The sequence below is a fragment of the Streptomyces sp. NPDC053750 genome, from assembly GCF_044544295.1.
Classification (GTDB): Bacteria; Actinomycetota; Actinomycetes; order Streptomycetales; family Streptomycetaceae; genus Streptomyces.
Genome location: NZ_JBITXB010000006.1, coordinates 333,104 through 354,835, shown reverse-complemented (window position 1 = coordinate 354,835; position 21,732 = coordinate 333,104). Strand labels below are relative to the sequence as shown.

The following is a 21,732-nucleotide window of genomic DNA, read 5'->3' as shown; positions in this document are numbered from 1 at the left end:
GGCGGCGCCTGCCCCGCCCCGCCGGGCAGGCCCTCGCCCCGCCGGGCACGCCCGCACCCACGCCGGGCACGTGCCCGTCGGGGGCGGACATGGGCCCGCCGGGGTGCCGGGTGTCACTCCGTGCGCAGGCCCTCCGGGCGCATCAGGCGTAGGAGCGGGGGGAGGCTGCAGAGGGTGACCGCCAGGACGACGGCTGCGCCGATGCCGGTCATGGAGAGGACGCCGGCCCAGTCGACGCGGACCGGGGTGCTCGTCATCTTCAGCAGGACCGTGCCCAGGGTCAGGCCCACCACCGAGGCCAGGAGCAGCCCCAGCACGATGGGGACCGCGGTCTGCCACAGCACCGACAGGCCCAGCGTGCGGCGCCGGGTGCCGAAGGCGACCAGGGCCGACAGCAGCTTCTTCCGCTCGCGCAACTGCTCCAGCTGCGAGACCAGCAGACTCGCGCCGATCAACGCCAGCACACACGCCGCGCCGACCAGCAGACCGGTGCGGATGGCGTCGAACCGGTCGGTGCGTTCCGTGGCCACCCAGGTCATGGGGTACGCCAGCGGATCGACGGCCGCCGCGGTGTTCCGTACCCGCTCCTGCACGTCCGGCACGGACTGGTCGAGCCGCAGGTAGACCTCCCCGGTCAGGCCCGGCGCGGCGTCGGCGGGCAGCGCCTTCGGCGTGAGGAGCAGGCCGCCCCGGTCGATCCCGGCCAGCAGTACGTCACTCGCCTTCGCGGCCTTGGCGTTCCGCGGCACCTTCCAGGCGATCGCCCGGCTCTCGCGCCCGTCCTCGTACGACGGGTCGAGATACAGCTCCCGTCCCGGCGCCGCCAGCTTCCCCATGTCGACGCCCGTGTCCCAGTCGGCGCCGTGGACGACGAACACGTCCCCGTCGCCGCACGACGGCAGCTCGGCGATCTCCCGCAGCGACGCGCAGTCGCCCACGGTCATCATCGTGACGAGCTCCGGGTTCATGGCCCGGTCGCCGAGGTAGCCCTCGGAGAAGGCGTAGACCCCGCTCACGCCCTCGGTCTGCCGGAACTTCTCCGCGGCCGGCCCGACGGGTGCGTCCTTCGGCAGGGACACCTGCATCTGGGCCTGGGTCACGTCCTGCCCGGTGTCCTGCGTGTAGTCGTCGTCCACGCCCGCGAACAGCATCTGCAACGCGATCGCCCCGGCGACGGCCACCGCGATGCCGTTGACCATGCGGGCCGCCGTGCCGCTGCTCACCTGGAGGCGGCGCACGGCCAGCTGCCAGGAGACCGAACCGGCGCCCAGCCGGGCGACGACCGTCTCCACGATCCACGGCAGCAGCGCGGTCACGCCGACCAGCAGCAGAACGACGCCGCCGGTCACCAGGTACTGGTTGAAGTCCCCGTTCTCGCGGCCCTTGCCCATCATCGGCGCGAGCATCGCCAGACCGGCCACCGGCAGGAGCAGCCGCCACCACAGTCGGCGCCGCGCGGGCCGGCTCGCCCGCACCACACCGAGCGGCTCGATGACCACCCCGCGCAGCGCGAGCAGCGTCACCAGCACCGCCGCCGCAGGCACGGCGACCGCCACCAACAGGGCCAGCAGGGGGGAGGGGTTGAGATAGCTCGGGAAGACGCTGATGCCGAACACCTCGGCCGTCCCCGCCAGCTGACGCCCGATCATGAAGAACCCGGCGCCGAAGAGGAGCCCGAGCACCGCGCCCGCAAGCGCCTCACCGGCGGCGATCCGCCGGGTCATCCGGCTGTCGGAGCCCACCAGCCGCAGCGCCGCGAGCCGCCGGTCCCGCCGCTCGCCGCCGAACCGTACGGCCGCGGCGATGAAGACCGCGACCGGCATCAGCAGCACGACGAAGACGACGAGGACCAGGAGCAGCAGCACCGGGTCGGCCCGCTCGGACGACGGGTCTGGATCGCCGAAGTGGTCGATCCGGACGATCCGGCCGCTGTCGATGAGCGGCGCGAGCCCCTCGGCGCCCCGGAAGAAGGCGAGCTCCTGCGAGCCGATCAGCCCGCTCTCCCCGATCGTGCCGACGATCCGGTCCGGCAGCCGCTCCCGCAGCAGCTTGCCGGAGTCCGATTCCAGCAGCTCCTTCAGCGCGGGGGAGACCACCATCTCGCCCACGTCCGGGAACCGGTCCACGCCCGGAGGCAGCGGCGCCCGCGGCCCCTCGACCTCCAGGTCGCGGCCCCGGACGGTGCCCTCACGGAAGTCCGTGTCGACATTGGCGACGATCAGGGTGTCGTTCGCCTTCGGTATCCGCTCGTTGCTGAAGGTGATGTCGGTGCGCGCGGCCTCCCGGTCGTGCCGGGCGGCGAGCGCGTTCGGGACCGCCGTCGTCAGCAGCAGCAGCGCCACCCCGAGCCCGACGCCGACGGCCGTCAGCAGGGCCCGGGTCCATCCCTCGCGCCCGCCGGTGAAGGCGAAGCGGACGCCCATGGTCAGGTCCCGGGCCCACTGGCGCACGTTCATACGACGCGCTCCATGTCCCGGGACTTCCCGTCGCGCACGACGATCTCGCGGTCGGAGTAGGCGGCCACCCGCGCCTCGTGCGTGACAAGGACGACGGCGGCGTTGGTGGAGCGGGCGGCGTCCGTGAGGAGCTCCATGACCCGCTCGCCGTTGAGGGAGTCCAGCGCGCCGGTCGGCTCGTCGGCGAAGAGCACGCGCGGGTCCGTGACCAGCGCCCGCGCCACCGCGACCCGCTGCCCCTGGCCGCCGGAGACCTCGCCGGGCCGCTTCTTGCGGAGGTCGTCGACCTCCAGCTTCTCCATCCAGGTCAGCGCTGCCCGCTCGGCCTCCTTGCGGGAGGTGCCGTTCAGGCGCAGCGGCAGGGCGACGTTCTCGACGCAGGTCAGCTCCGGCACCAGCTGCCCGAACTGGAACACGAACCCGAACTCGCTCCGGCGCAGCGCACTGCGCTGGGAGTCGTTCATGGCGGACAGCTCACGCCCGTTGTACGTGATCGTCCCCGAGTCGGGCGGCACGATGCCGGCGAGACAGTGCAGCAGCGTCGACTTGCCGGACCCGGAGGGGCCCATCACGGCGACGACCTCGCCGGGGTGGATGGAGAACTCGGCACCGTCGAGGGCGAGCGTCGGGCCGTAGGCCTTGGTCAGCTTCTCGGCCGAGAGCAGGGAACCCGCGGGAGGAGTCACGGGGCCACCGCCGCACGGAGCTTGTCGAGGCGCGCGGCGGTGAGCTCCAGCCAGCGCAGGTCGGCCTCGAGGTGGAACAGGGCGTGGTCGCAGATCAGCTGGTCGGCCAGGTCGCCCTTGCGCTTGCGGTCGGTCAGGATGCGCATGCTGCGCAGGTGCTCCGAGCGCTGGGTGTCGAGGACGTCCGCGGCGTCGCGATGGGTGAGCAGCGCGAGGACGACCTTGGTGTACAGCGTCGACTGCAGATACGGCTCGGGCTTCTCCGGCGTGGCGAGCCACCGCTGTACGTCGGTGATCCCCGCGTCGGTGATCGCGTACCGCTTGCGCTCGGGGCCGCCGCCCGCCTCGACGCCGTCGACCACGACGAGGCCGTTCTTCAGCAGGCGGGACATCGTCGAGTAGACCTGGCCGTAGTGCAGCGGCCGGTCGTGACCGAACTTCTCGTCGAAGGCACGCTTCAGGTCGTAGCCGTGGCGTGGCCCGGACTCCAGGAGTCCCAGGAGGGTGTGACCGATGGACATGCGGACCACACTACACACGGTGTATACGCACCATGTATACGCCGTGTGCAGAGTCCGTGCCGTGGTGTGCGATTCCGCAGGTCGGGGGCGATTGTCACGGTTCCGCTACGGCGGAGACGTGGGCTCCTGGCCCTGACCCGGCCCCTGCCCGGGCTCCCTCGGCGGGCGGCCCCGGCGCGGCAGTGGTCCGGCGTCACCGGGCAGGCGGCCCGCCTCCGCGAGCGCCCTGCGGAGCAGGAACTCGATCTGGGCGTTGGCCGAGCGCAGCTCGTCGCCCGCCCAGCGGGCCAGCGCCTCGTACACCTGGGGGTCCAGCCGCAGCAGCACCTGCTTGCGCTGCTGCCGCGGCCGACGCGGCGCGGGCGACCCCTCGGGCTGCGGGGCCGGCCCCTCGGCGGGAGGTGTCACTGGTAGAGCGTCCCCGTGTTGAGGACCGGCTGGGCGGCGCGGTCTCCGCAGAGCACGACCATCAGGTTGGACACCATCGCCGCCTTGCGCTCGTCGTCCAGCTCCACGATGCCCTGCTCGCTGATCCGGACCAGCGCCGCCTCGACCATGCCGACCGCGCCGTCCACGATCTGCCGCCGCGCCGCGACCACCGCGCCGGCCTGCTGCCGCTGGAGCATCGCCGAGGCGATCTCCGGCGCGTAGGCGAGGTGCGTGAAGCGGGACTCGATGATCTGAACCCCGGCCGCCTCCACGCGCGCGTGCAGCTCGACGGCGAGCTTCTCGGTGATCTCCTCGGCGTTGCCGCGCAGCGAGAGGCCGTCCTCCTCGTGGGCGTCGTACGGGTACTCGATGGCGATGTGCCGCACGGCCGCCTCGGTCTGGGTGGAGACGAACTCGACGTAGTCGTCCACCTCGAAGGTGGCCTGCGCGGTGTCCTCCACCCGCCACACCACGACCGCGGCCAGCTCGATGGGGTTGCCGTAGGCGTCGTTCACCTTCAGGACGGCCGTCTCGTGGTTGCGCACGCGGGTCGAGATCTTGGTGCGCGTGGTGAGCGGGTTGACCCAGCGCAGCCCGTCCTGCCGGATCGTCCCCCGGTACCGCCCGAAGAGCTGCACCACGCGCGCCTCACCCGGCGCCACCATGTTCAGCCCGCACATCGCGAGGAAGGCGGCCAGGGCGATCACGATGCCGCCGATGATCAGACCGGCCTTGCCGCCGGTCGAGGAGACCGCCGTCGCGGCGGCGATCAGGCCGGCGCCGACGAGCAGTCCCACCAGCCCCAGCAACAGTGCGAATCCGCCGCCGATGCTGTGCGCCTGGGCCTCGCGCACCCGTGGCGAGGGCATCTCGGGCACGTCCGCGGTGATCTGCGGGGCGTCGTGCGCGTCGTGTGCGGGCGTCGTGGGCATGGGTGATCCCCCCGTATCTTCAGGCTTACTAAGTGATATCACTTTACCTGAAAATGGCAACCCTGTACCCCTCTCGGACGTCGGTTCCTTTGGAGCGGGTGCTGATTGTCACGTCCGTACAAGGTGGTATCGGCAGCCGTTTGTCACATCTCCCGGTGTTAGCTTTCTGAGCTGACCTGAGCGACGAACCTGTGTGACGCGTGAGCGAGACGTGCCCACAGATGAACGAATCGGAGCGGATCGGACTCATGGGACGAGCGGAAGAGAGAAGAGCGCGACAGCGCGGTGGCCGCCGCGCGGCGCCCGGGCGACCCCGCTCGTCCCCCGCGGACGGCCGCAGCCGCATACGCCGGCTGTTCACCTGGAAGAAGGTCCTCGGCACCTTCTTCGGCCTCTGCCTGCTCGGCATGGGCGCCTTCATCGTGCTGTACATGGTGATCGACATACCCGAGGGCAACCCCGAGGCCGAGCTGCAGAGCAACGTCTACAAGTACAGCGACGGCAGCATCATGACCCGCACGGGCGACCGCAACCGCGAGATCGTCGACCTGGCCAAGGTGCCCAAGGACGTCCGCTACACCTTCGTCGCCGCCGAGAACAAGACCTTCTACAAGGACGCGGGCGTCGACCTCAAGGGCACCGCACGCGGTGTGCTCAACACGCTCTCCGGCAAGGGCGCGCAGGGCGGTTCGACGATCACCCAGCAGTACGTCAAGAACTACTACCTGACACAGGACCAGACCGTCACGCGCAAGCTGAAGGAACTGGTCATCTCCCTGAAGCTGGACCGGGAGAAGTCCAAGGACTACATCCTCGCCGGCTACATCAACACAAGCTTCTACGGCCGCAGCGCCTACGGCATCCAGGCCGCCGCGCAGGCCTACTACCGCGTCGACGCCGAGGACCTGACGGTGGAGCAGGGCGCCTACCTGGCCGCGCTGCTCCAGGCGCCGAACCAGTACGACTGGGCGATCGCCAGCGAGACCGGCAAGAAGCTGGTCCAGGAACGCTGGAACTACGTCCTCGACAACATGGTCGAGCAGAAGTGGCTGGACGAGTCCGAGCGCCAGGCCATGAAGTTCCCGGAGCCCAAGGAGCCCAAGGCCGCCGCCGGGATGGAGGGCCAGACCGGATACCTGGTCGAGGCCGCCGACTACGCGCTCAAGCAGCAGCTCGTCGCCCAGGGCACCGCCGAGGACATGGAGCAGGCCAGGGCCCTGGTGGAGCTCGGCGGCTACACCATCACGCTCAACATCGACAAGAAGAAGCAGGCCGCGCTGGAGAAGGCGGTCAAGACCAAGCTCACCAGCAAGCTGGACCCGGAAAAGCGTGAGGTCGACGCCGACGTCCAGGCCGGCGCCGTCTCCGTCGACCCGAAGACGGGCGCGGTCGTGGCGATGTACGGCGGCGTGGACTACCTGAAGCACTACACGAACAACGCCACCCGCGACGACTACCAGCCCGCCTCCACCTTCAAGCCGGTGATCTTCGCCGCCGCCGTCGACCAGGACGCCGAGACCCAGGACGGCGTGCCGATTACGGCCAACACCATGTACGACGGCGACAGCGAGCGCCCCGCGATGGACGGCGACCGCGAGGTCGGCTTCGCCCCGCCCAACGAGGACGACGTCGACTACGGCGAGATAAACGTCCAGGAGGCGATGAACAAGTCCGTCAACTCCGTCTTCGCGCAGATGGGCATCGACGTCGGCATGACCGAGGTCATGAAGGTCGCGGCCGATCTCGGCATGGACACCGAGGGCGAGCAGGCCGTGCCCGCGCAGACCCTGGGCAGTATGGGCGCGAGCCCCCTGGAGATGGCCGGCGTCTACGCCACCTTCGACAACCACGGCAAGAAGGTCACCCCGGCGGTCGTGAAGTCGGTCGAGCACAAGGACCGCACGATCGAGATGCCCGACCCCATCGGCGAGGAGGTCATCAGCCGGGAGGCCGCGGACACGGTGACCTCCGTGCTCACCGGCGTGGTCAACGACGGTACGGCCAAGAAGTCCGTTCGGGAGAACCCGCTGCGCGACGGCCAGAAGGTGGCCGGCAAGACCGGAACCTCCGACAACAACAAGTCGGCCTGGTTCACCGGCTTCACCCCCGGTCTCGTCACCTCCGTCGGCCTGTTCGGAGAGGACCCGAAGAGCCACGCCCAGGTCCCGATGTACAAGGCCGGCGGCGTCGACTACCGCGTCAACGGCGGTGGCTTCCCGGCCGAGATCTGGGCGGCGTACACCTTCGGCGTCATGGACGAGGTCACCGAGTTCGACCTGGAGACCAAGCAGGGCGCCGCCGTCGAGCCGAGCACCTCGCCGTCGGTCACCGAGTCGCCGTCCCAGTCGCCGACGCAGGAGGAGACGACCGAGCCGCCCGAGACCCAGGAGCCGACGACCGAGGAGCCGACGACCGAGGCGCCGGAGACCGAGGAACCCTCCCAGTCCCCGTCGCAGTCGCCGTCGCAGAGCCCCTCGACCGAACCGCCGACCGGCGGGGAGTCCACCGAGCCGGAGAACCCGGTCTTCCCCGACGGGGACTGGCAGCAGTAGTCGCCCGAACGCATGAAGGGGCGCCCGGTGTTCACCGGGCGCCCCTTCACGTACGCCTCAGCCCCGGTTCAGCTCGAACCAGACCACCTTCCCGGTGCTCAGCCGCGTCGCGCCCCAGCGCCGGGCCAGTCGGTTCACCAGGTACAGCCCTCGCCCGCCCTCGTCGTCGGCGCGCGCCTGCCGCTGCCGCGGCAGCTGCGGCACGTCGTCGCCGACCTCGCAGCGCAGCACGTCCGTGCGCAGCAGTCGCAGACTGACCGGCCGCGAGGTGTACCGCACGGCGTTGGTCACGACCTCGCTGACGAGCAGCTCCACGGAGTCCGTGAGGTCCTCCATGCCCCAGCGGGCCAGTGCGCACCGGGCCAGGCGCCTGGCCCGGCCGGGAGCCGTGTCCTCGGGCTCCAGGGACCAGTACGCCACGTCGCTGGGCGCGATCCCGTCGAAGCGGGCGGCGAGCAGCGCGATGTCGTCGTCCCGGTCGCCCGGCCCGAGCATGTCCAGCACCTCGTCACACAGCGCTTCCAGGGGCGGCGGGTGATCGGGCCCGGTGAGCTGCGCGGTCGCGGCGAGGCGCTCCCGCAGCTGCTCTATGCCGGTCCACACGTCCCGCAGCCGGGACTCGACCAGCCCGTCGGTGTAGAGCAGCAGCGTCGCGCCGGCCGGTGCGTCCAGCTCCACGGCCTCGAAGTCCACGCCACCCACGCCGATCGGGGCGCCCGCCGGCACCCGCAGCACCTCGGCGTGGCCGCCCAGGTGGAGCAGAACGGGCGGCGGGTGCCCGGCGTTGGCGACGGTGATGCGGTGCGCGACCGGGTCGTACACGGCGTACAGGCAGGTCGCCATGCGGTCGGTGCCCAGGCGCTGCGCCTGCTCGTCGAGGTGGTGCAGCACCTCCTGCGGCGGCAGGTCGAGCCCGGCCAGCGTCTGCGCGGTGGTCCGCAGCTGGCCCATGATGGCCGCCGACGTCATGGAGTGGCCCATCACGTCCCCGACGACCAGCGCGACCCTGCTGCCGGGCAGCGGGATGGCGTCGTACCAGTCGCCGCCGACCCGCGCCGTCTCGGCCGCCGGGAGGTAACGCGACGCCAGCCGCACGCCGGTGCAGCGCGGCAGGTTCTCCGGGAGCATCGTGCGCTGCAACTCGTCGGCGATGTACGCCTCACGCCCGTACAGCACCGCCTTGTCGATGCCGAGGGCGCTGTGCGTGGCGAGCTGCGCGGCCACCAGCAGGTCGTCGGCCTCGAAGGCGACGCGCTCCGGGCCGCGCAGGAACAGGGCCGCCCCGATCACCCGGCGCCGCCCGCGCAGCGGCGCGAGGATCGCGCGTCGGCCGTCGGGCACGGCGAACTCCCGTCCGTCCCCGAGCAGTTCCGGCAGGGCGGCGCCGGCGGCGGGCGTGTCCGTGAAGACCGGGCGCACCCCGCGCAGCACCTCCGCGAGCGCGCTGCCCGGCCGCACCTCGCACAGCTCGGAGCCGACCGACTCCAGCTCGGAGGGCTCGGGCTGGGCCGCGGGGGTGAAGCCGCTCTCGGTGTCCCGCTCGGCCGGTATCCGGTCGGTGCGCCGCAGTCGCAGCACCAGGGGCCCGGTGGGCCGCTCGTCGCCGACCGGCAGCGGCTCACGCAGATAGACGAGGATCGCGTCCGAGAACGTCGGTACGGTGGCCCGGCACAGCCCCATCACGATCTCGTCGAGGTCCATGCCCCGGGCGATCCGCCGGGTCGCCGCCCCCACGAACCGCAGCCGGTCCCCGTCCCGCCGCATGGGCGTGGGCTTCCCGGGCGCGGTGGGCTGCCCGGTACGCCGCTCCGTCACCGGTGCCGACGACGCGCCACGGCGCTCCGGCGCCGCCGGCGCCCCGGAGCCGCTCTGCGCGCCGCCCGGCTGGACCGGGACGCCCTCGGGCGTGGGCCGCGGGCGGTGCGTGTCGGGCTCGGCGGCCTGCTCGGCGCCCGGCTGGGAGTGCTCGAAGACGCCGGGGGAGTCCGCGTCCGGGGTGGGCGGCGTCTCCCCGGTGCGCCCCTGTGCCGGTAACGCGGCCCCGGAGGTGCGTGGCGGCACGGGGGAGTGCCGGAGCCCCCCGCGGGGATCCGTGGGGTCGGCGCCCGTCGGGGGGCGGTCGAAGGAGGTCGGGTGCTCCGTCACGCGTGTCGAATCCATCCGTCCGGGACTGCGCGCGGCGCGTGCAGTTCGTCCCGCAGAAAACCCGATACCCGGTATACGTGCCCCGGGAACGGGATTCCCGCGCGGTCAGAGGCTGTTCCTGTGCCACCGGCGGGCCGTCTGCGACCCGTACCGTTCTTGCCCTCGTACCCCTCGCTCACGTCCAGCCGCCCCTCGGTGACGATCGGTCAAGCACAGTGCACGCTCCGCCGGTTGCTGCCGGGCTCCCTTGCGGAGGACGATCCTACGTTTCCTGCCCGGGGGCGTATCAAGGGTCTCATGAGGACACATGCGCGGGCGTGTGATCCCAGTCCCCGGGGAGCGACGGTACCGGCCAGGAGGGATCCGGCCGCCAGTGCTCCCAGCCGTCCGCGAACGGCGAGCCCCAGGCGCGGATCTCCGCCACCGCCGCACGCCCCGCCGCCCGTACCCGCTCGGCGAGCCGGGCGTCCATCAGCCGGTCCCGCTGGGCCTGCGCGAACTCGTCCTCGTCCCGCCAGTGCCAGGTGCGGTCCGGCTGGACGGAGATGTCCAGGAAGTGGTCCTCGGAGTCGACGCCGCCCTCCCAACGGGTGAGCGGCTCCTCCAGGTTCACGTACCAGTTCTTGAACCGCCAGCCCGGGTCCCAGAACAGCCACACCGACCAGGGCTCACCGGGCCGCGCCAGCTTCAGCACACCCGTGCCGAACCACCGGTCGCGCTGCACGGTCCGGGGTTTGGTGTAGCGCGTCCGAAGCGGCTCCAGGTGCACGGGGGTTCCGTCGGCGAGCACCGGCTTCACGCACTCGGTGCCGGGCGCCATCCACACGGCGAGCAGCTCGGCGTCGTCCCGTACGACGGTGACGGGGCGGGCGATGTGGATGTGCCGGCCGCCGTTCTCCCGGTACCGCCACAGTATGTGACTCCCGGGCGCCCAGTACTTTTCCGGGGCCGCCGGGCTGCCCGCCTCCGCCTCCGTCGCCGCGCTCACCGCTTCACCGTCTGCCATGGACAGATATTAGGTGCCCGGGCCACGCGGCGCGCCGGTGATCGCGACGAGCGGTCGCGATCACGAAGGATCACGGGTGGGTCATCCGCAGCACGTCCAGCGCCTCGTCCAGCTGCTCGTTCGTCAGGTCGCCGCGCTCGACGTACCCGCTCTCCAGCACGACCTGACGGATCGTCTTCCGTTCGGCCAGTGCCTTCTTGGCGACCTTCGCGGCCTCCTCGTACCCGATGTACTTGTTGAGCGGCGTGACCACCGAGGGCGACGACTCGGCGTACTCGCGGGCCCGGTCGCGGTGGGCGACGATGCCGTCGACGGTCCGGTCGGCCAGCAGGCGCGAGACGTTGGCGAGCAGCCGCACCGACTCCAGCACGTTCTTGGCGATGACCGGCAGCATGACGTTGAGTTCGAAGTTGCCGGCGGCTCCGGCGGTGGCGACGGTCGCGTCGTTCCCGGTGACCTGGGCGGCGACCATGAGCACGGCCTCGGGGATCACCGGGTTGACCTTGCCGGGCATGATGGACGACCCCGGCTGGAGGTCGGGCAGGGAGATCTCCGCGAGCCCGGTGCGCGGCCCGGATGCCATCCACCGCAGGTCGTTCGCGATCTTCGTGAGCCCCACGGCGATGGTCCGCAGCTGTCCGCTCGTCTCCACGATGCCGTCCCGGGCGCCCTGCGCCTCGAAGTGGTCGCGGGCCTCGGTCAGCGGCAGCCCGGTCGCGCGGGCCACCTCCTCGATGACGGCGGCGGAGAAACCGGGCGGGGTGTTGATGCCGGTGCCGACCGCGGTGCCGCCGAGCGGCAGTTCGGCGAGGCGGGGCAGCGAGGCGTTCAGCCGCTCGATGCCGTACCGCACCTGGGCGGCGTACCCGCCGAACTCCTGGCCCAGGGTGACGGGCGTGGCGTCCATGAGGTGGGTCCGCCCCGACTTCACCACGTCGGCGAACTCCTCGGCCTTGCGCTCCAGGGCGCCGGCGAGGTGGTCGAGGGCCGGGACCAGGTCACGGGTGACGGCGGCGGTGGCGGCGATGTGGATCGACGAGGGGAAGACGTCGTTGGACGACTGGGAGGCGTTGACGTGGTCGTTGGGGTGCACGTCCCGGCCGAGCCGCTCGCTCGCGAGGGTGGCGATGACCTCGTTGGTGTTCATGTTGGACGAGGTCCCCGACCCCGTCTGGAACACGTCGACGGGGAAGTGCTCGTCCCACTTCCCCTCGGCGACCTCACCGGCCGCCTCCTGGATCGCCTCCGCGATGTCCTTGTCGAGCACCCCCAGGCGCGCGTTCACCTTGGCCGCCGCCCCCTTGACCCGGGCGAGCGCCTCGATGTGCGCCCGCTCGATCCGCTGCCCGGAGACGGGGAAGTTCTCGACGGCACGCTGCGTCTGCGCCCGCCACTTGGCGTCCGCGGGGACCCGGACCTCGCCCATGGAGTCGTGCTCGATGCGGTATTCGCTCATACCGGGTACAGCGTGCGGGACGGTGCGGATGTTCCGGGAAGCCCGGCCCCTCCGGGGAAACTCAGCCCCTCCGGCGTTTGAGGAGCGGGGGTCCGGGGGCGGAGCCCCCGGGGACGGGACGGGTAGGGGCGGCGGGGGCGAGACCTGTCCCCCGCCGACACCCCGGGGCACTACGCCAGCCCAGGCCCCCGCACCGGAATCGACGTGAACGTCGGCGCAGGCGCCGGGTCCTGGAAGAAGTCGTTCCCCTTGTCGTCCACCACGATGAACGCCGGGAAGTCCTCCACCTCGATCTTCCAGACCGCCTCCATGCCGAGCTCCTCGTACTCGACGACCTCGACCTTCTTGATGCAGTCCTGTGCGAGCCGGGCCGCCGGCCCGCCGATCGAGCCCAGGTAGAAGCCGCCGTGCGCGTCGCACGCGTCGGTGACCTGCTTGCTGCGGTTGCCCTTGGCCAGCATCACCTTGGAGCCGCCCGCCGCCTGGAACTGCTCCACGTAGGAGTCCATGCGCCCGGCGGTGGTCGGACCGAACGACCCGGAGGCGTACCCCTCGGGCGTCTTCGCGGGACCCGCGTAGTACACCGGGTGGTCCTTCAGGTACTGCGGCATCTCCTCGCCCGCGTCCAGCCGCTCCTTGATCTTGGCGTGCGCGATGTCGCGGGCCACGACCAGCGGGCCGGTCAGGGACAGCCGGGTCTTGACCGGGTACTTGGTCAGCTCGGCGAGGATGTCGTCCATCGGCTGGTTGAGGTCGATCCTGACGACGTCGCCCGACTCGTCGAGGTGCTCGTCCGTCGTCTCCGGCAGGAACCGCGCGGGGTCGGTCTCCAGCTGCTCCAGGAAGACGCCCTCGGCGGTGATCTTCGCGACCGCCTGCCGGTCCGCCGAGCAGGACACGGCGATGGCGACCGGGCAGGACGCCCCGTGCCGCGGCAGCCGCACCACGCGTACGTCGTGGCAGAAGTACTTGCCGCCGAACTGCGCGCCGATGCCGATCTTCTGCGTCAGCTCGAAGACCTTCTCCTCCAGGTCCTTGTCCCGGAAGCCGTGCCCGAGCGCGGAGCCCTCGGCCGGGATCTCGTCCAGGTAGTGCGCGGAGGCGTACTTCGCGGTCTTCAGCGCGTACTCGGCCGACGTGCCGCCGACGACGATCGCCAGGTGGTACGGCGGGCAGGCGGCCGTGCCCAGCGAGCGGATCTTCTCCTCCAGGAACTTCATCATGGAGGCCTCGTTCAGGACGGCCTTCGTCTCCTGGTAGAGGAACGACTTGTTGGCGGAGCCGCCGCCCTTGGCCATGAACAGGAACTTGTAGGCGCCGCCGTCGGTCGCGTACAGCTCGATCTGGGCCGGGAGGTTGGAGCCGGTGTTCTTCTCCTCCCACATGGTGAGCGGAGCCATCTGCGAGTAGCGCAGGTTCAGGTTCTTGTAGGCGTCGTAGATGCCCCGGCTCAGGGCCTCCTCGTCGCCGCCCGACGTCAGCACGTTCTGTCCGCGCTTGCCCATGACGATCGCCGTGCCGGTGTCCTGGCACATCGGCAGCACGCCGGCCGCCGCGATGTTCGCGTTCTTCAGCAGGTCGAGGGCCACGAACTTGTCGTTGCCGGACGCCTCGGGGTCGTCGATGATGCGGCGCAGCTGCGCCAGGTGGGCCGGGCGCAGGTAGTGCTGGATGTCGTGGATGGCCTCCTCGGCCAGCTTGCGCAGCGCCTCGGGCTCCACCTTGAGGAAGGTCCGCCCGTCGGCCTCGAAGGTGGAGACACCCTCGGAGGTCACCAGCCGGTACGGGGTGGTGTCCTCTCCCTGGGGGAGCAGATCGGTGTACGCGAACTCAGGCATCTCGCCCATTCCTCACTCGACAGACGCGCGGCTGGATTCCACAGCACGACGGCTGGCCTCCATTGGCAGCGTCCACCAGCGTAAAACCTGCCGCGGACGGCGAGCTTGTGAGGTAAGGCTCAGTAGGCGGAGCAAGGTTTTCCACAGGGGTTCGTCCACAGGGGTAGTCGCGATCTATCGCGTTTCGGTACGCTGCTGCCGTGGACCTTCAGAAGCACGCCCAACCGCAGGACGCGGCACCGCGCGGCACCGCACCGCGCGTCTCCGAGCTGCGCGCCTCGGACGCCGACCGTGACCGCATCGCCGACATGCTGCGCGACGCCCTCGCCGAGGGGCGGCTCACCGCGGAGGAGCATGCCGAGCGCGTCGAGGGTGTGCTGGCCGCCAGGACGGTCGGTGAGCTGGACGTCTTCGTGCGGGACCTGCCCGCCGCGCACGCCGGGCGCCACACCGCCGCCGCCCCGGCCCCCGACCGCCCCGTCGCCGGCTCCATACCGGCGGACCCGGACGAGAATCTGGTGGCGGTCTTCAGCAGCACCGTCCGCAAGGGGCGCTGGCGGGCGAGCCGCCGTATCCACGCGTACGCGGTCTTCGGCAGCGTCGAGATAGACCTCAGCGAGGCGATCTTCGAGCACCAGCAGGTCGTGATCAAGGCGTTCTCGATCTTCGGAAGCGTCGAGGTCCGCGTCCCGGAGAACGTGTCGCTGCGCGGCGCGGGCGGCGGTGTGCTCGGCTCCTTCGAGGTGGACACCCTCGACTCGGCCGAGCCCGAGGCCCCCGTCATCTACGTGGACGGCTGGGCCGTGCTGGGCAGCGTCGAGGCGCGTCCCAAGCGCGGCAAACTCGTCGCGGACATCCTCGACCGGGTGCAGCGCAAGGTCGACCGGAGTGTGCGCAAGCATCTGTAGTGCGGCGCCGGTGGCGGTTGGAAACTCAGTGCATAGGCACGCGTACAACGGGTAAGCCTTGACGCATCGTCTCTCGCTCGCGAAGCCGTCGTCAGGAGTAGACCGTGCTGCAACCGCCGCATTCGTCCCTGCAGGTAGCTGCCGTTCCGGCCCAGCGGGTGCCCGTGCGGGACAGGGACCAAGACGCTCCCTGGCACACCGAGGCGGTGTGCCGGCGCGACGAGGCCGGACTGTTCTTCGCCCCCTCCAAGGAACCCACCGCGGCCCGGCTCTCCCGTGAGGAGGCCGCCAAGCGCGTCTGCGCCCGCTGCCCGGTCATGGTCGAGTGCCGCGAGCACGCCCTCCTTCAGCCCGAGCCCTACGGCGTCTGGGGCGGCCTCACCGCCGCCGAACGCCGCGTGGTCCTGGCCCGGCGCCGCCGCCGCGACCTGGAACTGAAGAAGACCCGCACCGCAACGGGCCGCATAGCGGCGGCCGGCTAGGAGGCAGGCAGGCAAAGAGGGCACCCTCTCCGCACAGAGGGTGCCCTTTCCGCGCCGGGGAGGTCATGCCCCAGGGGCGCGGGGCTGGGTCGATATGCGGCTCCGCCGCGTGGGCGCGACCAGCCACGACGCACCCGCAGTCGTTCACGACCCGCAGGCCCCCGCACTACCGGCGGAGCTACTTCGCCCGGTCGAAGTCCACCGCGCTGTAGGCGCGCAGCTTGCTCAGCCGATGCTCGGAGTCGATCCGCCGCACCGTCCCCGACTTCGACCGCATCACGATCGAGTCGGTCGTCGCCGTCTCGGACCGGTACCGCACCCCGCGCAGCAGCTCACCGTCGGTGATGCCGGTCGCGACGAAGAAGACGTTGTCCCCGGAGACCAGGTCGTCGGTGGTCAGGACGCGGTCCAGGTCGTGCCCGGCGTCGATCGCGCGCTGCCGCTCCTCGTCGTCCTTGGGCCACAGCTTGCCCTGGATCGTGCCGCCGAGGCACTTCACGGCGCAGGCCGAGATGATGCCCTCCGGCGTGCCGCCGACGCCGAGCAGCAGGTCGATGCCGGTGCCCTCGCGCAGCGCCAGGATGGAGCCGGCCACGTCGCCGTCGGAGATCAGCTTGATGCGGGCGCCGGTCTCCCGGACCTCCTTGATGAGGCTCTGGTGGCGGGGCCGGTCGAGGATGACGACGGTGACGTCCTCGGGCGTACGCCGCTTGGCCTTGGCGATCCGGCGGATGTTCACGGACACGGGCGCGTTGATGTCGACGAAGTCGGCGGCCTCGGGTCCGGTGACCAGCTTGTCCATGTAGAAGACCGCGGACGGGTCGAACATGGAACCCCGCTCGGCCGCGGCCAGCACCGCGATCGCGTTGGTCATGCCGTTGGCGGTCAGCGTGGTGCCGTCGATCGGGTCGACGGCGATGTCGACCTCGGCGCCGGTGCCGTCGCCGACCCGCTCCCCGTTGTAGAGCATCGGGGCCTCGTCCTTCTCGCCCTCGCCGATGACGACGACGCCGTTCATCGAGACGGTGTGGACGAGGGTCCGCATGGCACGCACCGCGGCACCGTCGGCGCCGTTCTTGTCACCGCGCCCGACCCAGCGGCCGGCGGCCATGGCTGCGGCTTCGGTGACCCGCACGAGTTCCATGGCGAGGTTGCGGTCGGGGGCCTCTGAGGGGACGTCCAGCTCGGACGGCAGATGATGCTCGGTCATCGGAACGCACCTTTCTGATACGACGACGGCCGGATGAGGGTGTGCCCAGACTCTATCGCCAGTCCGACAAAATGAGCAGGGGACCCCACGTATGAGCGGATCAGGCACCTGCGACGATAGGGGGCGTGGCAGGTATGCAAGGCAAGCAGAAGTCGGCCCGGGACATGATTCTCTCCCTGGGGCTCATCGTGCTCGCGGCCGGCGTGATATGGATCTTCATTCCGCACGACGACGGCGAACCGGACATCAAGCGGGTCGACTACCGGGTCGAGCTGCTCACCGCGCAGCGCGCCGCGTCGTACCCGGTGGCCGCGCCGGAGGGGCTCTCCAAGGACTGGAAGCCGACCTCCGTCCGCTTCCGGGGTGACGAGTTCGACGCCTGGCACCTGGGCTTCCACGCCCCGGACGGCGAGTACGTGGCGATCGAGCAGTCCACGCAGAAGCCGGCCACCTTCATCGACGACGCCAGCCAGGGCGCGCAGGCGACCGAGAAGACGCAGGAGATCGGCGGCCGGACGTGGACCCGCTACGAGGGCGGGCGGTACGACGCGCTGGTGCTGCACGACGCGGACGACATGAAGGGCGCGACCACGGTCGTGGCGGGCACGGGCTCGTTCGACCAGCTGGCCCAGGTGGCGGCGGCGCTGAAGCTGGCGTGAGGAAGCGGACGTCCGGCGTGAGGAAGCGGATGTGAAGAAGCCCCCGGCGGTGCCGGGGGCTTCGTGCGTCATCGGGTCGGGGGTCTCAGACCGTGGTGACGACCTGGTCGTACTCCAGGCGCGGGGAGCGCGGGAACCAGGCGTCCGGGCCCGGGCGGCCGATGTTGACGACCATCAGCGGGGTGTGGTCGTCGTCGAGGAACTCCTTGCGGACGCCCTCGAAGTCGAGGCCGGTCATCGGGCCGGCGGCCAGGCCCGCGGCGCGGACGCCGACGATGAAGTACGCGGCCTGGAGGGCGGCGTTCAGCGTGGCGGCACCCTCACGCACCGGGCGCTCGCTGAAGAAGGCGTCCTTGGCCTGGGGGAAGTGGGGGAAGAGCTGCGGCAGCTCCTCGTGGAACTCGTTGTCCGCCGACAGGATCGCGACCAGCGGGGCGCCGGCCGTCTTGGGCTGGTTGCCCTCGGCCATGTGCTTGACCAGGCGCTCACGGGCCTCGGGGGAGCGGACCAGCGTGATGCGCAGCGGCGACTGGTTGAAGGCGGTCGGGCCGTACTTGACCAGGTCGTAGATCGCCTGGACCTGCTCGTCGGTCACCGGCTCGTCGGTGAAGGTGTTCGCGGTGCGGGCCTCGCGGAACAGCAGGTCCTGGGCGGCGGGGTCAAGAACGAGAGACATGCGTGATCTTCCTCGGAACGTGCGTCGGCTCCGCGTGGTTCGCGGGGAGCCGTTGACGAGGACGACGCTACGGGAAAGAAGTTCAAGCTTCAACCAAAGCGGGATGGTGGTGATCCGGTTCACAGGATCGCGGGATCACGGGATCGTCAAAGTGATGCGCATCACACCGGAATGGCGATCACTTCGCCGCCCGGGCGCGGTCATAGAGGGCGACAACACCGTCACGCGCACAGCGGGCGTCACATCCACACAGGGAGCGCACCGACATGGCCAGCAGCACCGTGAAGGGTCCCGCCAGCTACTTCCCGTCGATCGAGAAGAAGTACGGCCGCCCCGTCGCGGAGTGGAAGGAGCTCATCCGCTCCTCGCCGCTCACCAAGCACATGGAGCTGGTCTCCTGGCTCAAGACCGAGCACCAGATGGGCCACGGACACGCGAACGCACTGGTCGCGCACACGCTCGCCGAGGACACCGCCAAGTAGACGGTGCGCACGGGCCGCGGGGCGCCTCTGCGGGGGACGGGGACTAGAGCTCCCCGTCCGCCTCCTCCGCCCCGGCCTCCTCGGCGAGCGCCGCGTCCAGGCGGGCGCGGGCGCCGTCCAGCCGGCGGCGGCAGATCTTCGCCAGCTCCTCGCCCCGCTCCCACAGGGCCAGGGACTCCTCCAGCGTCGTACCACCGGCCTCCAGCCGCCGTACGACCTCGATCAGCTCGTCCCGTGCCTGCTCGTACCCGAGCGCCTCGGACGCGGCCGTCGGCTGTTCCACCTCGCTGGTCATCCACTCACCCTATGCGTCGACTCGTACGGAGAATTCACCCTCACTGACGCGGGCCCGCAGCGTTTCGCCCGGCTCCACCTCACCGGGGTCGCGGACGGCGTGGCCGTCGGCCCGCTGCAGCACCGCGTACCCGCGCTTCAGGGTCGCGGCGGGGGAGAGGGCCACCACGCGCGCGTGCGTGTGCGTCAGCTCGGAGTCGGCCCGGTCGAGGTGGTGCCGCAGCGAGCGGCGGCCCCGGTCCAGCAGGGCCGTCACCTGCTCGGCGCGCTCGTCGATCATCCGGTGCGGGTCCTGTATCGACGGCCGGGCGAGCGCGTGGGCCAGCCCCCGCTCCTCCCGGTCCACGAAGCCCGCCACGCACCGCCGCGCGCGGTCCCGCAGCTGCCGTACCCGCTCGTACTCCTCGCCGACGTCCGGGACGACCTTCTTCGCGGCGTCGGTCGGCGTGGAGGCGCGCAGGTCGGCGACATGGTCCAGCAGCGGATTGTCCGGCTCGTGCCCGATCGCGGAGACGACCGGCGTACGGCACGCGGCCACCGCCCGCACCAACTGCTCGTCGGAGAACGGCAGCAGGTCCTCCACGCTGCCACCGCCCCGCGCGACGACGATCACGTCCACGTCGTCCAGCGCGTCCAGTTCCTTCACCGCCTGCACCACCTGCGGCACGGCGTGCACGCCCTGCACGGGGACGTTGCGCACCTCGAAGCGGACGGCGGGCCAGCGGTGCCGGGCGTTGTCCAGGACGTCCCGCTCGGCCGCCGAGGCGCGTCCGCACACGAGGCCGATCAGCCGCGGCAGGAACGGCAGCGGCTTCTTCCGCTCCGGGGCGAAGAGCCCCTCGCGGGCGAGTGCCTTCTTCAGCTGCTCCAGGCGGGCGAGCAGCTCCCCGACGCCCACCGGCTTGATCTCGGCGGCCCGCAGCGACAGCTGCCCACGGGGCGCGTACCACTCGGGCTTGGCGTGGACGACGACCCGGGCGCCCTCGCCGACCACGTCCGCGACGGCGTCGAACACCTGCCGGTAGCACGTCACGCTCACGGAGATGTCGTACGACGGGTCCCGCAGCGTCAGGAACACGACCCCCGCGCCCGGCCGCCGCGACAACTGGGTGATCTGCCCCTCGACCCACACCGCGCCGAGCCGGTCGATCCAGCCCCCGATCAGCCGCGACACCTCGCCGACGGGCAGCGGGCTTTCGGGGGTCGAGTTAACAGCCATGCGCCCGAGCGTAACGGCCGGGTCCGACAACCCAAGCCCACCCGGCACCCGCCGAACCCACCCGCCCTGCCGGACCCCACGCACCGCGACGCCCGCCCGTGCGCCGGGGCCCTGCCTCGCCCCGCGGCCGCGACGCCTCGCGCGCGTCAGGCGGGGCGGCGGCGGGAGTCACCGACTCACGCCCGTCGAGCGCCCGCCCTGACCGGCATGCTCCATGAACAGGCGCAGTGCCCGGCCCTATCGGCCCGCCCGCGCCCCGGACTCGCTCGTCACCCTCCGCCGGCCCCCGGCCCGCCCGCCTCACGCGCCCGTCGTGCGCCTCCCGCGTGCCTGCGCCGCCAGTACCACCAGCCCCACCGCCAGCCAGATCGCCCCCACCACCTGGGCCGTCCGGGACGCCTCCACGATCACCGCGACGGTGATCGCCGCGCCCAGTACCGGCACCAGCACGTGCCGCCACCAGCTCACCGGGCCCCCAGTGCGCCGGACCGCGAACCAGCCCACCACGCTCGCGTGGAGCAGCGTGAAGGCGGTCAGGGCGCCGACGTCGACCACCGACACCAGGTGATCGAGACCGTCGTCGCGCCGGGCCGCCCACACCGCCGCCACCATCGTGATCACGGCCGAGACCAGCAGCGCCACCCGCGGAACCCCCGAGTCCGTCCGCGACAGCACCCGCGGCAGCCGCCGGTCGCGCCCCATGGCGAACAGCAGCCGCCCGGCCGCCGCCTGCCCGGCCAGCGCCGCGAACGCCGCGCCGATCGCCTTGCTCACCGCCACCAGGTCGTGCAGCCACGTCCCCACCGACGCGTCCACGGCGTCGTAGAACGCCGACCCCTGCCGCTCCGGCTCCGCCGCCAGTTGCGCCGACGACACCGGCTCCAGGAGCGCCACCAGATACGTCTGCGCCACGAACAGCACGCCCGCCAGCGCCAGGCAGAACAGCAGCGCCCGCGCCACCTTCGCCGATCCCCCGGTGACCTCCTCCGCGAAGGTGGCGATCGCGTCGAAGCCCAGATACGACAGCACCGCCACCGACACCGCACCCACCACCGCGGACAGCGCGAACGCCCCCTGCGTGCCGTCCCCGGACAGCGGCGACAGCCAGCCGCGCTCGGCACCCTCGCGCGCGAGGACCACGATCGCCGCCACGACGAACACCAGCAGGACCACGATCTCCATGGCGAGGACCAGGAACCCCACCCGGGCCGCCGCGCGCACCCCCCACAGGTTCAGCAGGGTCGTGACGACCACCGCGAGGACCGTCCACACCCACCGCGACACCTCCGGGACCAGCGCCTCCATCGCGATGCCGGAGAACAGGTACGCCACCGCCGGGATGAGGACGTAGTCCAGCATCGCCATCCAGCCGGCGACGAACCCGGCCCCGTTCCCGAGCCCCACGCGCGCGTACGCGAACACCGACCCCGCCTGCGGGACCACCCGCACCATCTGCGCGTAGCTGAACGCGGTGAACGCCATCGCGATCGTGGCGACGACGTACACCAGCGCCACCGCGCCGTGCGACTTGGCGTCCAGCGTGCCGAAGACGCCGACCGGCGCCATGGGCGCGATGAACAGCAGCCCGTAGACGACCAGGTCGCGGAAGCCCAGGCTGCGCTTGAGCGCGTGTTCCTCACCGGCCCCCTGGGCCGCCGTACCGGTCTCGGACATCGTGCCTCCGCCAGCGCATCGGACTGTGCCTCGGAACGTCCCCCTCAACGTCCCCGTCAGTCTCCCCGGCGACGCCGCACCCACGCGATCTCTGACCCGCCGAACGC

19 protein-coding genes are annotated in these 21,732 nt (G+C 71.5%); 5 read left to right on the top strand and 14 right to left on the bottom strand.

All coding sequences use genetic code 11. The features are described 5' to 3' along the window. Positions 1-113 precede the first annotated feature (113 nt). From ACIGO6_RS19885 to ACIGO6_RS19865, 5 genes are all read right to left on the bottom strand, one after another. Positions 114-2,456 carry an ABC transporter permease gene (locus ACIGO6_RS19885; protein WP_399877772.1) on the bottom strand — a complete coding sequence of 781 codons (2,343 nt, stop codon included), beginning with the start codon at positions 2,454-2,456 and terminating at the stop codon, positions 114-116. Beyond that, on the bottom strand, positions 2,453-3,142 hold the full coding sequence (locus tag ACIGO6_RS19880; protein WP_399877769.1) for an ABC transporter ATP-binding protein: 690 nt from the start codon (positions 3,140-3,142) through the stop codon (positions 2,453-2,455). The genes ACIGO6_RS19885 and ACIGO6_RS19880 overlap by 4 nt, the downstream gene beginning before the upstream one ends. Further along, positions 3,139-3,663, bottom strand: coding sequence for a PadR family transcriptional regulator (locus tag ACIGO6_RS19875; protein WP_399877766.1), 525 nt, complete (start codon positions 3,661-3,663; stop codon positions 3,139-3,141). Before ACIGO6_RS19875 ends, ACIGO6_RS19880 begins: the two co-directional genes overlap by 4 nt. Positions 3,664-3,768: 105 nt before the next feature. After that, a complete protein-coding gene (locus tag ACIGO6_RS19870) occupies positions 3,769-4,122 on the bottom strand; it encodes a hypothetical protein (protein ID WP_399878190.1) in 354 nt (117 codons plus the stop codon). Continuing rightward, positions 4,068-5,024, bottom strand: coding sequence for an SPFH domain-containing protein (locus ACIGO6_RS19865; RefSeq protein WP_399877763.1), 957 nt, complete (start codon positions 5,022-5,024; stop codon positions 4,068-4,070). Before ACIGO6_RS19865 ends, ACIGO6_RS19870 begins: the two co-directional genes overlap by 55 nt. Before the next feature lie 248 nt (positions 5,025-5,272). Here ACIGO6_RS19865 and ACIGO6_RS19860 point away from each other — a divergent pair, with 248 nt between their 5' ends. Further along, positions 5,273-7,576 carry a transglycosylase domain-containing protein gene (locus ACIGO6_RS19860; RefSeq protein WP_399877761.1) on the top strand — a complete coding sequence of 768 codons (2,304 nt, stop codon included), beginning with the start codon at positions 5,273-5,275 and terminating at the stop codon, positions 7,574-7,576. Between the two features lie 57 nt (positions 7,577-7,633). Here the strand turns inward: ACIGO6_RS19860 and ACIGO6_RS19855 are convergent, their stop codons facing one another. The 4 genes from ACIGO6_RS19855 to ACIGO6_RS19840 form a co-directional block, all read right to left on the bottom strand. Continuing rightward, positions 7,634-9,736 carry a SpoIIE family protein phosphatase gene (locus ACIGO6_RS19855; protein WP_399877759.1) on the bottom strand — a complete coding sequence of 701 codons (2,103 nt, stop codon included), beginning with the start codon at positions 9,734-9,736 and terminating at the stop codon, positions 7,634-7,636. 280 nt (positions 9,737-10,016) lie between these two features. Further along, positions 10,017-10,727, bottom strand: a complete 711-nt coding sequence (locus ACIGO6_RS19850; protein WP_399877756.1) for a DUF402 domain-containing protein — start codon at positions 10,725-10,727, stop codon at positions 10,017-10,019. 70 nt (positions 10,728-10,797) lie between these two features. Then, positions 10,798-12,183, bottom strand: a complete 1,386-nt coding sequence (locus tag ACIGO6_RS19845; protein WP_399877753.1) for a class II fumarate hydratase — start codon at positions 12,181-12,183, stop codon at positions 10,798-10,800. Between the two features lie 170 nt (positions 12,184-12,353). Beyond that, positions 12,354-14,021, bottom strand: a complete 1,668-nt coding sequence (locus tag ACIGO6_RS19840) for a fumarate hydratase (RefSeq protein ID WP_399877750.1) — start codon at positions 14,019-14,021, stop codon at positions 12,354-12,356. 200 nt (positions 14,022-14,221) lie between these two features. Here ACIGO6_RS19840 and ACIGO6_RS19835 point away from each other — a divergent pair, with 200 nt between their 5' ends. Both ACIGO6_RS19835 and ACIGO6_RS19830 read left to right on the top strand, forming a co-directional pair. Then, a complete protein-coding gene (locus tag ACIGO6_RS19835; protein WP_399877747.1) occupies positions 14,222-14,929 on the top strand; it encodes a DUF1707 domain-containing protein in 708 nt (235 codons plus the stop codon). A gap of 104 nt (positions 14,930-15,033) precedes the next feature. After that, a complete protein-coding gene (locus tag ACIGO6_RS19830; protein WP_399877744.1) occupies positions 15,034-15,411 on the top strand; it encodes a WhiB family transcriptional regulator in 378 nt (125 codons plus the stop codon). 178 nt (positions 15,412-15,589) lie between these two features. On the opposite strand, the gene glpX is transcribed toward ACIGO6_RS19830, so the two are convergent. After that, entirely contained in the window at positions 15,590-16,621 is a 1,032-nt protein-coding gene (gene glpX / locus ACIGO6_RS19825; protein WP_399877741.1) for a class II fructose-bisphosphatase, read from the bottom strand. A gap of 125 nt (positions 16,622-16,746) precedes the next feature. Between glpX and ACIGO6_RS19820 the strand changes: the two genes are divergently transcribed. Next, positions 16,747-17,280 (top strand): DUF4245 domain-containing protein, encoded by a 534-nt coding sequence (locus ACIGO6_RS19820; protein WP_399877739.1) that lies wholly within the window; start codon positions 16,747-16,749, stop codon positions 17,278-17,280. A gap of 85 nt (positions 17,281-17,365) precedes the next feature. Here the strand turns inward: ACIGO6_RS19820 and ACIGO6_RS19815 are convergent, their stop codons facing one another. Further along, entirely contained in the window at positions 17,366-17,956 is a 591-nt protein-coding gene (locus ACIGO6_RS19815) for a malonic semialdehyde reductase (protein WP_399877736.1), read from the bottom strand. Between the two features lie 266 nt (positions 17,957-18,222). On the opposite strand from ACIGO6_RS19815, the gene ACIGO6_RS19810 reads away from it, so the two are divergent. Then, positions 18,223-18,438: a DUF4287 domain-containing protein gene (locus tag ACIGO6_RS19810; RefSeq protein ID WP_399877734.1), complete on the top strand. Its 216-nt coding sequence runs from the start codon at positions 18,223-18,225 to the stop codon at positions 18,436-18,438. A 43-nt stretch (positions 18,439-18,481) separates the two neighbouring features. Here the strand turns inward: ACIGO6_RS19810 and ACIGO6_RS19805 are convergent, their stop codons facing one another. The 3 genes from ACIGO6_RS19805 to ACIGO6_RS19795 form a co-directional block, all read right to left on the bottom strand. Continuing rightward, complete coding sequence (locus tag ACIGO6_RS19805; RefSeq protein ID WP_399877731.1) at positions 18,482-18,733, bottom strand: exodeoxyribonuclease VII small subunit; 252 nt, start codon at positions 18,731-18,733, stop codon at positions 18,482-18,484. A 9-nt stretch (positions 18,734-18,742) separates the two neighbouring features. After that, entirely contained in the window at positions 18,743-19,951 is a 1,209-nt protein-coding gene (gene xseA / locus ACIGO6_RS19800) for an exodeoxyribonuclease VII large subunit (protein WP_399877730.1), read from the bottom strand. Between the two features lie 300 nt (positions 19,952-20,251). After that, positions 20,252-21,625, bottom strand: a complete 1,374-nt coding sequence (locus ACIGO6_RS19795; protein ID WP_399877729.1) for an APC family permease — start codon at positions 21,623-21,625, stop codon at positions 20,252-20,254. Positions 21,626-21,732: the final 107 nt, after the last annotated feature.

Bases quoted from the DNA above. Each gene is read 5' to 3' on its own strand.
- ACIGO6_RS19885 (WP_399877772.1), bottom strand. From the start codon at position 2,456: ATGAACGTGCGCCAGTGGGCCCGGGACCTGACCATGGGCGTCCGCTTC.
- ACIGO6_RS19875 (WP_399877766.1), bottom strand. From the start codon at position 3,663: ATGTCCATCGGTCACACCCTCCTGGGACTCCTGGAGTCCGGGCCACGC.
- ACIGO6_RS19865 (WP_399877763.1), bottom strand. From the start codon at position 5,024: ATGCCCACGACGCCCGCACACGACGCGCACGACGCCCCGCAGATCACC.
- ACIGO6_RS19860 (WP_399877761.1), top strand. From the start codon at position 5,273: ATGGGACGAGCGGAAGAGAGAAGAGCGCGACAGCGCGGTGGCCGCCGC.
- ACIGO6_RS19855 (WP_399877759.1), bottom strand. From the start codon at position 9,736: ATGGATTCGACACGCGTGACGGAGCACCCGACCTCCTTCGACCGCCCC.
- ACIGO6_RS19850 (WP_399877756.1), bottom strand. From the start codon at position 10,727: ATGGCAGACGGTGAAGCGGTGAGCGCGGCGACGGAGGCGGAGGCGGGC.
- ACIGO6_RS19845 (WP_399877753.1), bottom strand. From the start codon at position 12,183: ATGAGCGAATACCGCATCGAGCACGACTCCATGGGCGAGGTCCGGGTC.
- ACIGO6_RS19840 (WP_399877750.1), bottom strand. From the start codon at position 14,021: ATGCCTGAGTTCGCGTACACCGATCTGCTCCCCCAGGGAGAGGACACC.
- glpX (WP_399877741.1), bottom strand. From the start codon at position 16,621: ATGACCGAGCATCATCTGCCGTCCGAGCTGGACGTCCCCTCAGAGGCC.
- ACIGO6_RS19815 (WP_399877736.1), bottom strand. From the start codon at position 17,956: ATGTCTCTCGTTCTTGACCCCGCCGCCCAGGACCTGCTGTTCCGCGAG.
- ACIGO6_RS19810 (WP_399877734.1), top strand. From the start codon at position 18,223: ATGGCCAGCAGCACCGTGAAGGGTCCCGCCAGCTACTTCCCGTCGATC.
- ACIGO6_RS19805 (WP_399877731.1), bottom strand. From the start codon at position 18,733: ATGACCAGCGAGGTGGAACAGCCGACGGCCGCGTCCGAGGCGCTCGGG.
- xseA (WP_399877730.1), bottom strand. From the start codon at position 19,951: ATGGCTGTTAACTCGACCCCCGAAAGCCCGCTGCCCGTCGGCGAGGTG.
- ACIGO6_RS19795 (WP_399877729.1), bottom strand. From the start codon at position 21,625: ATGTCCGAGACCGGTACGGCGGCCCAGGGGGCCGGTGAGGAACACGCG.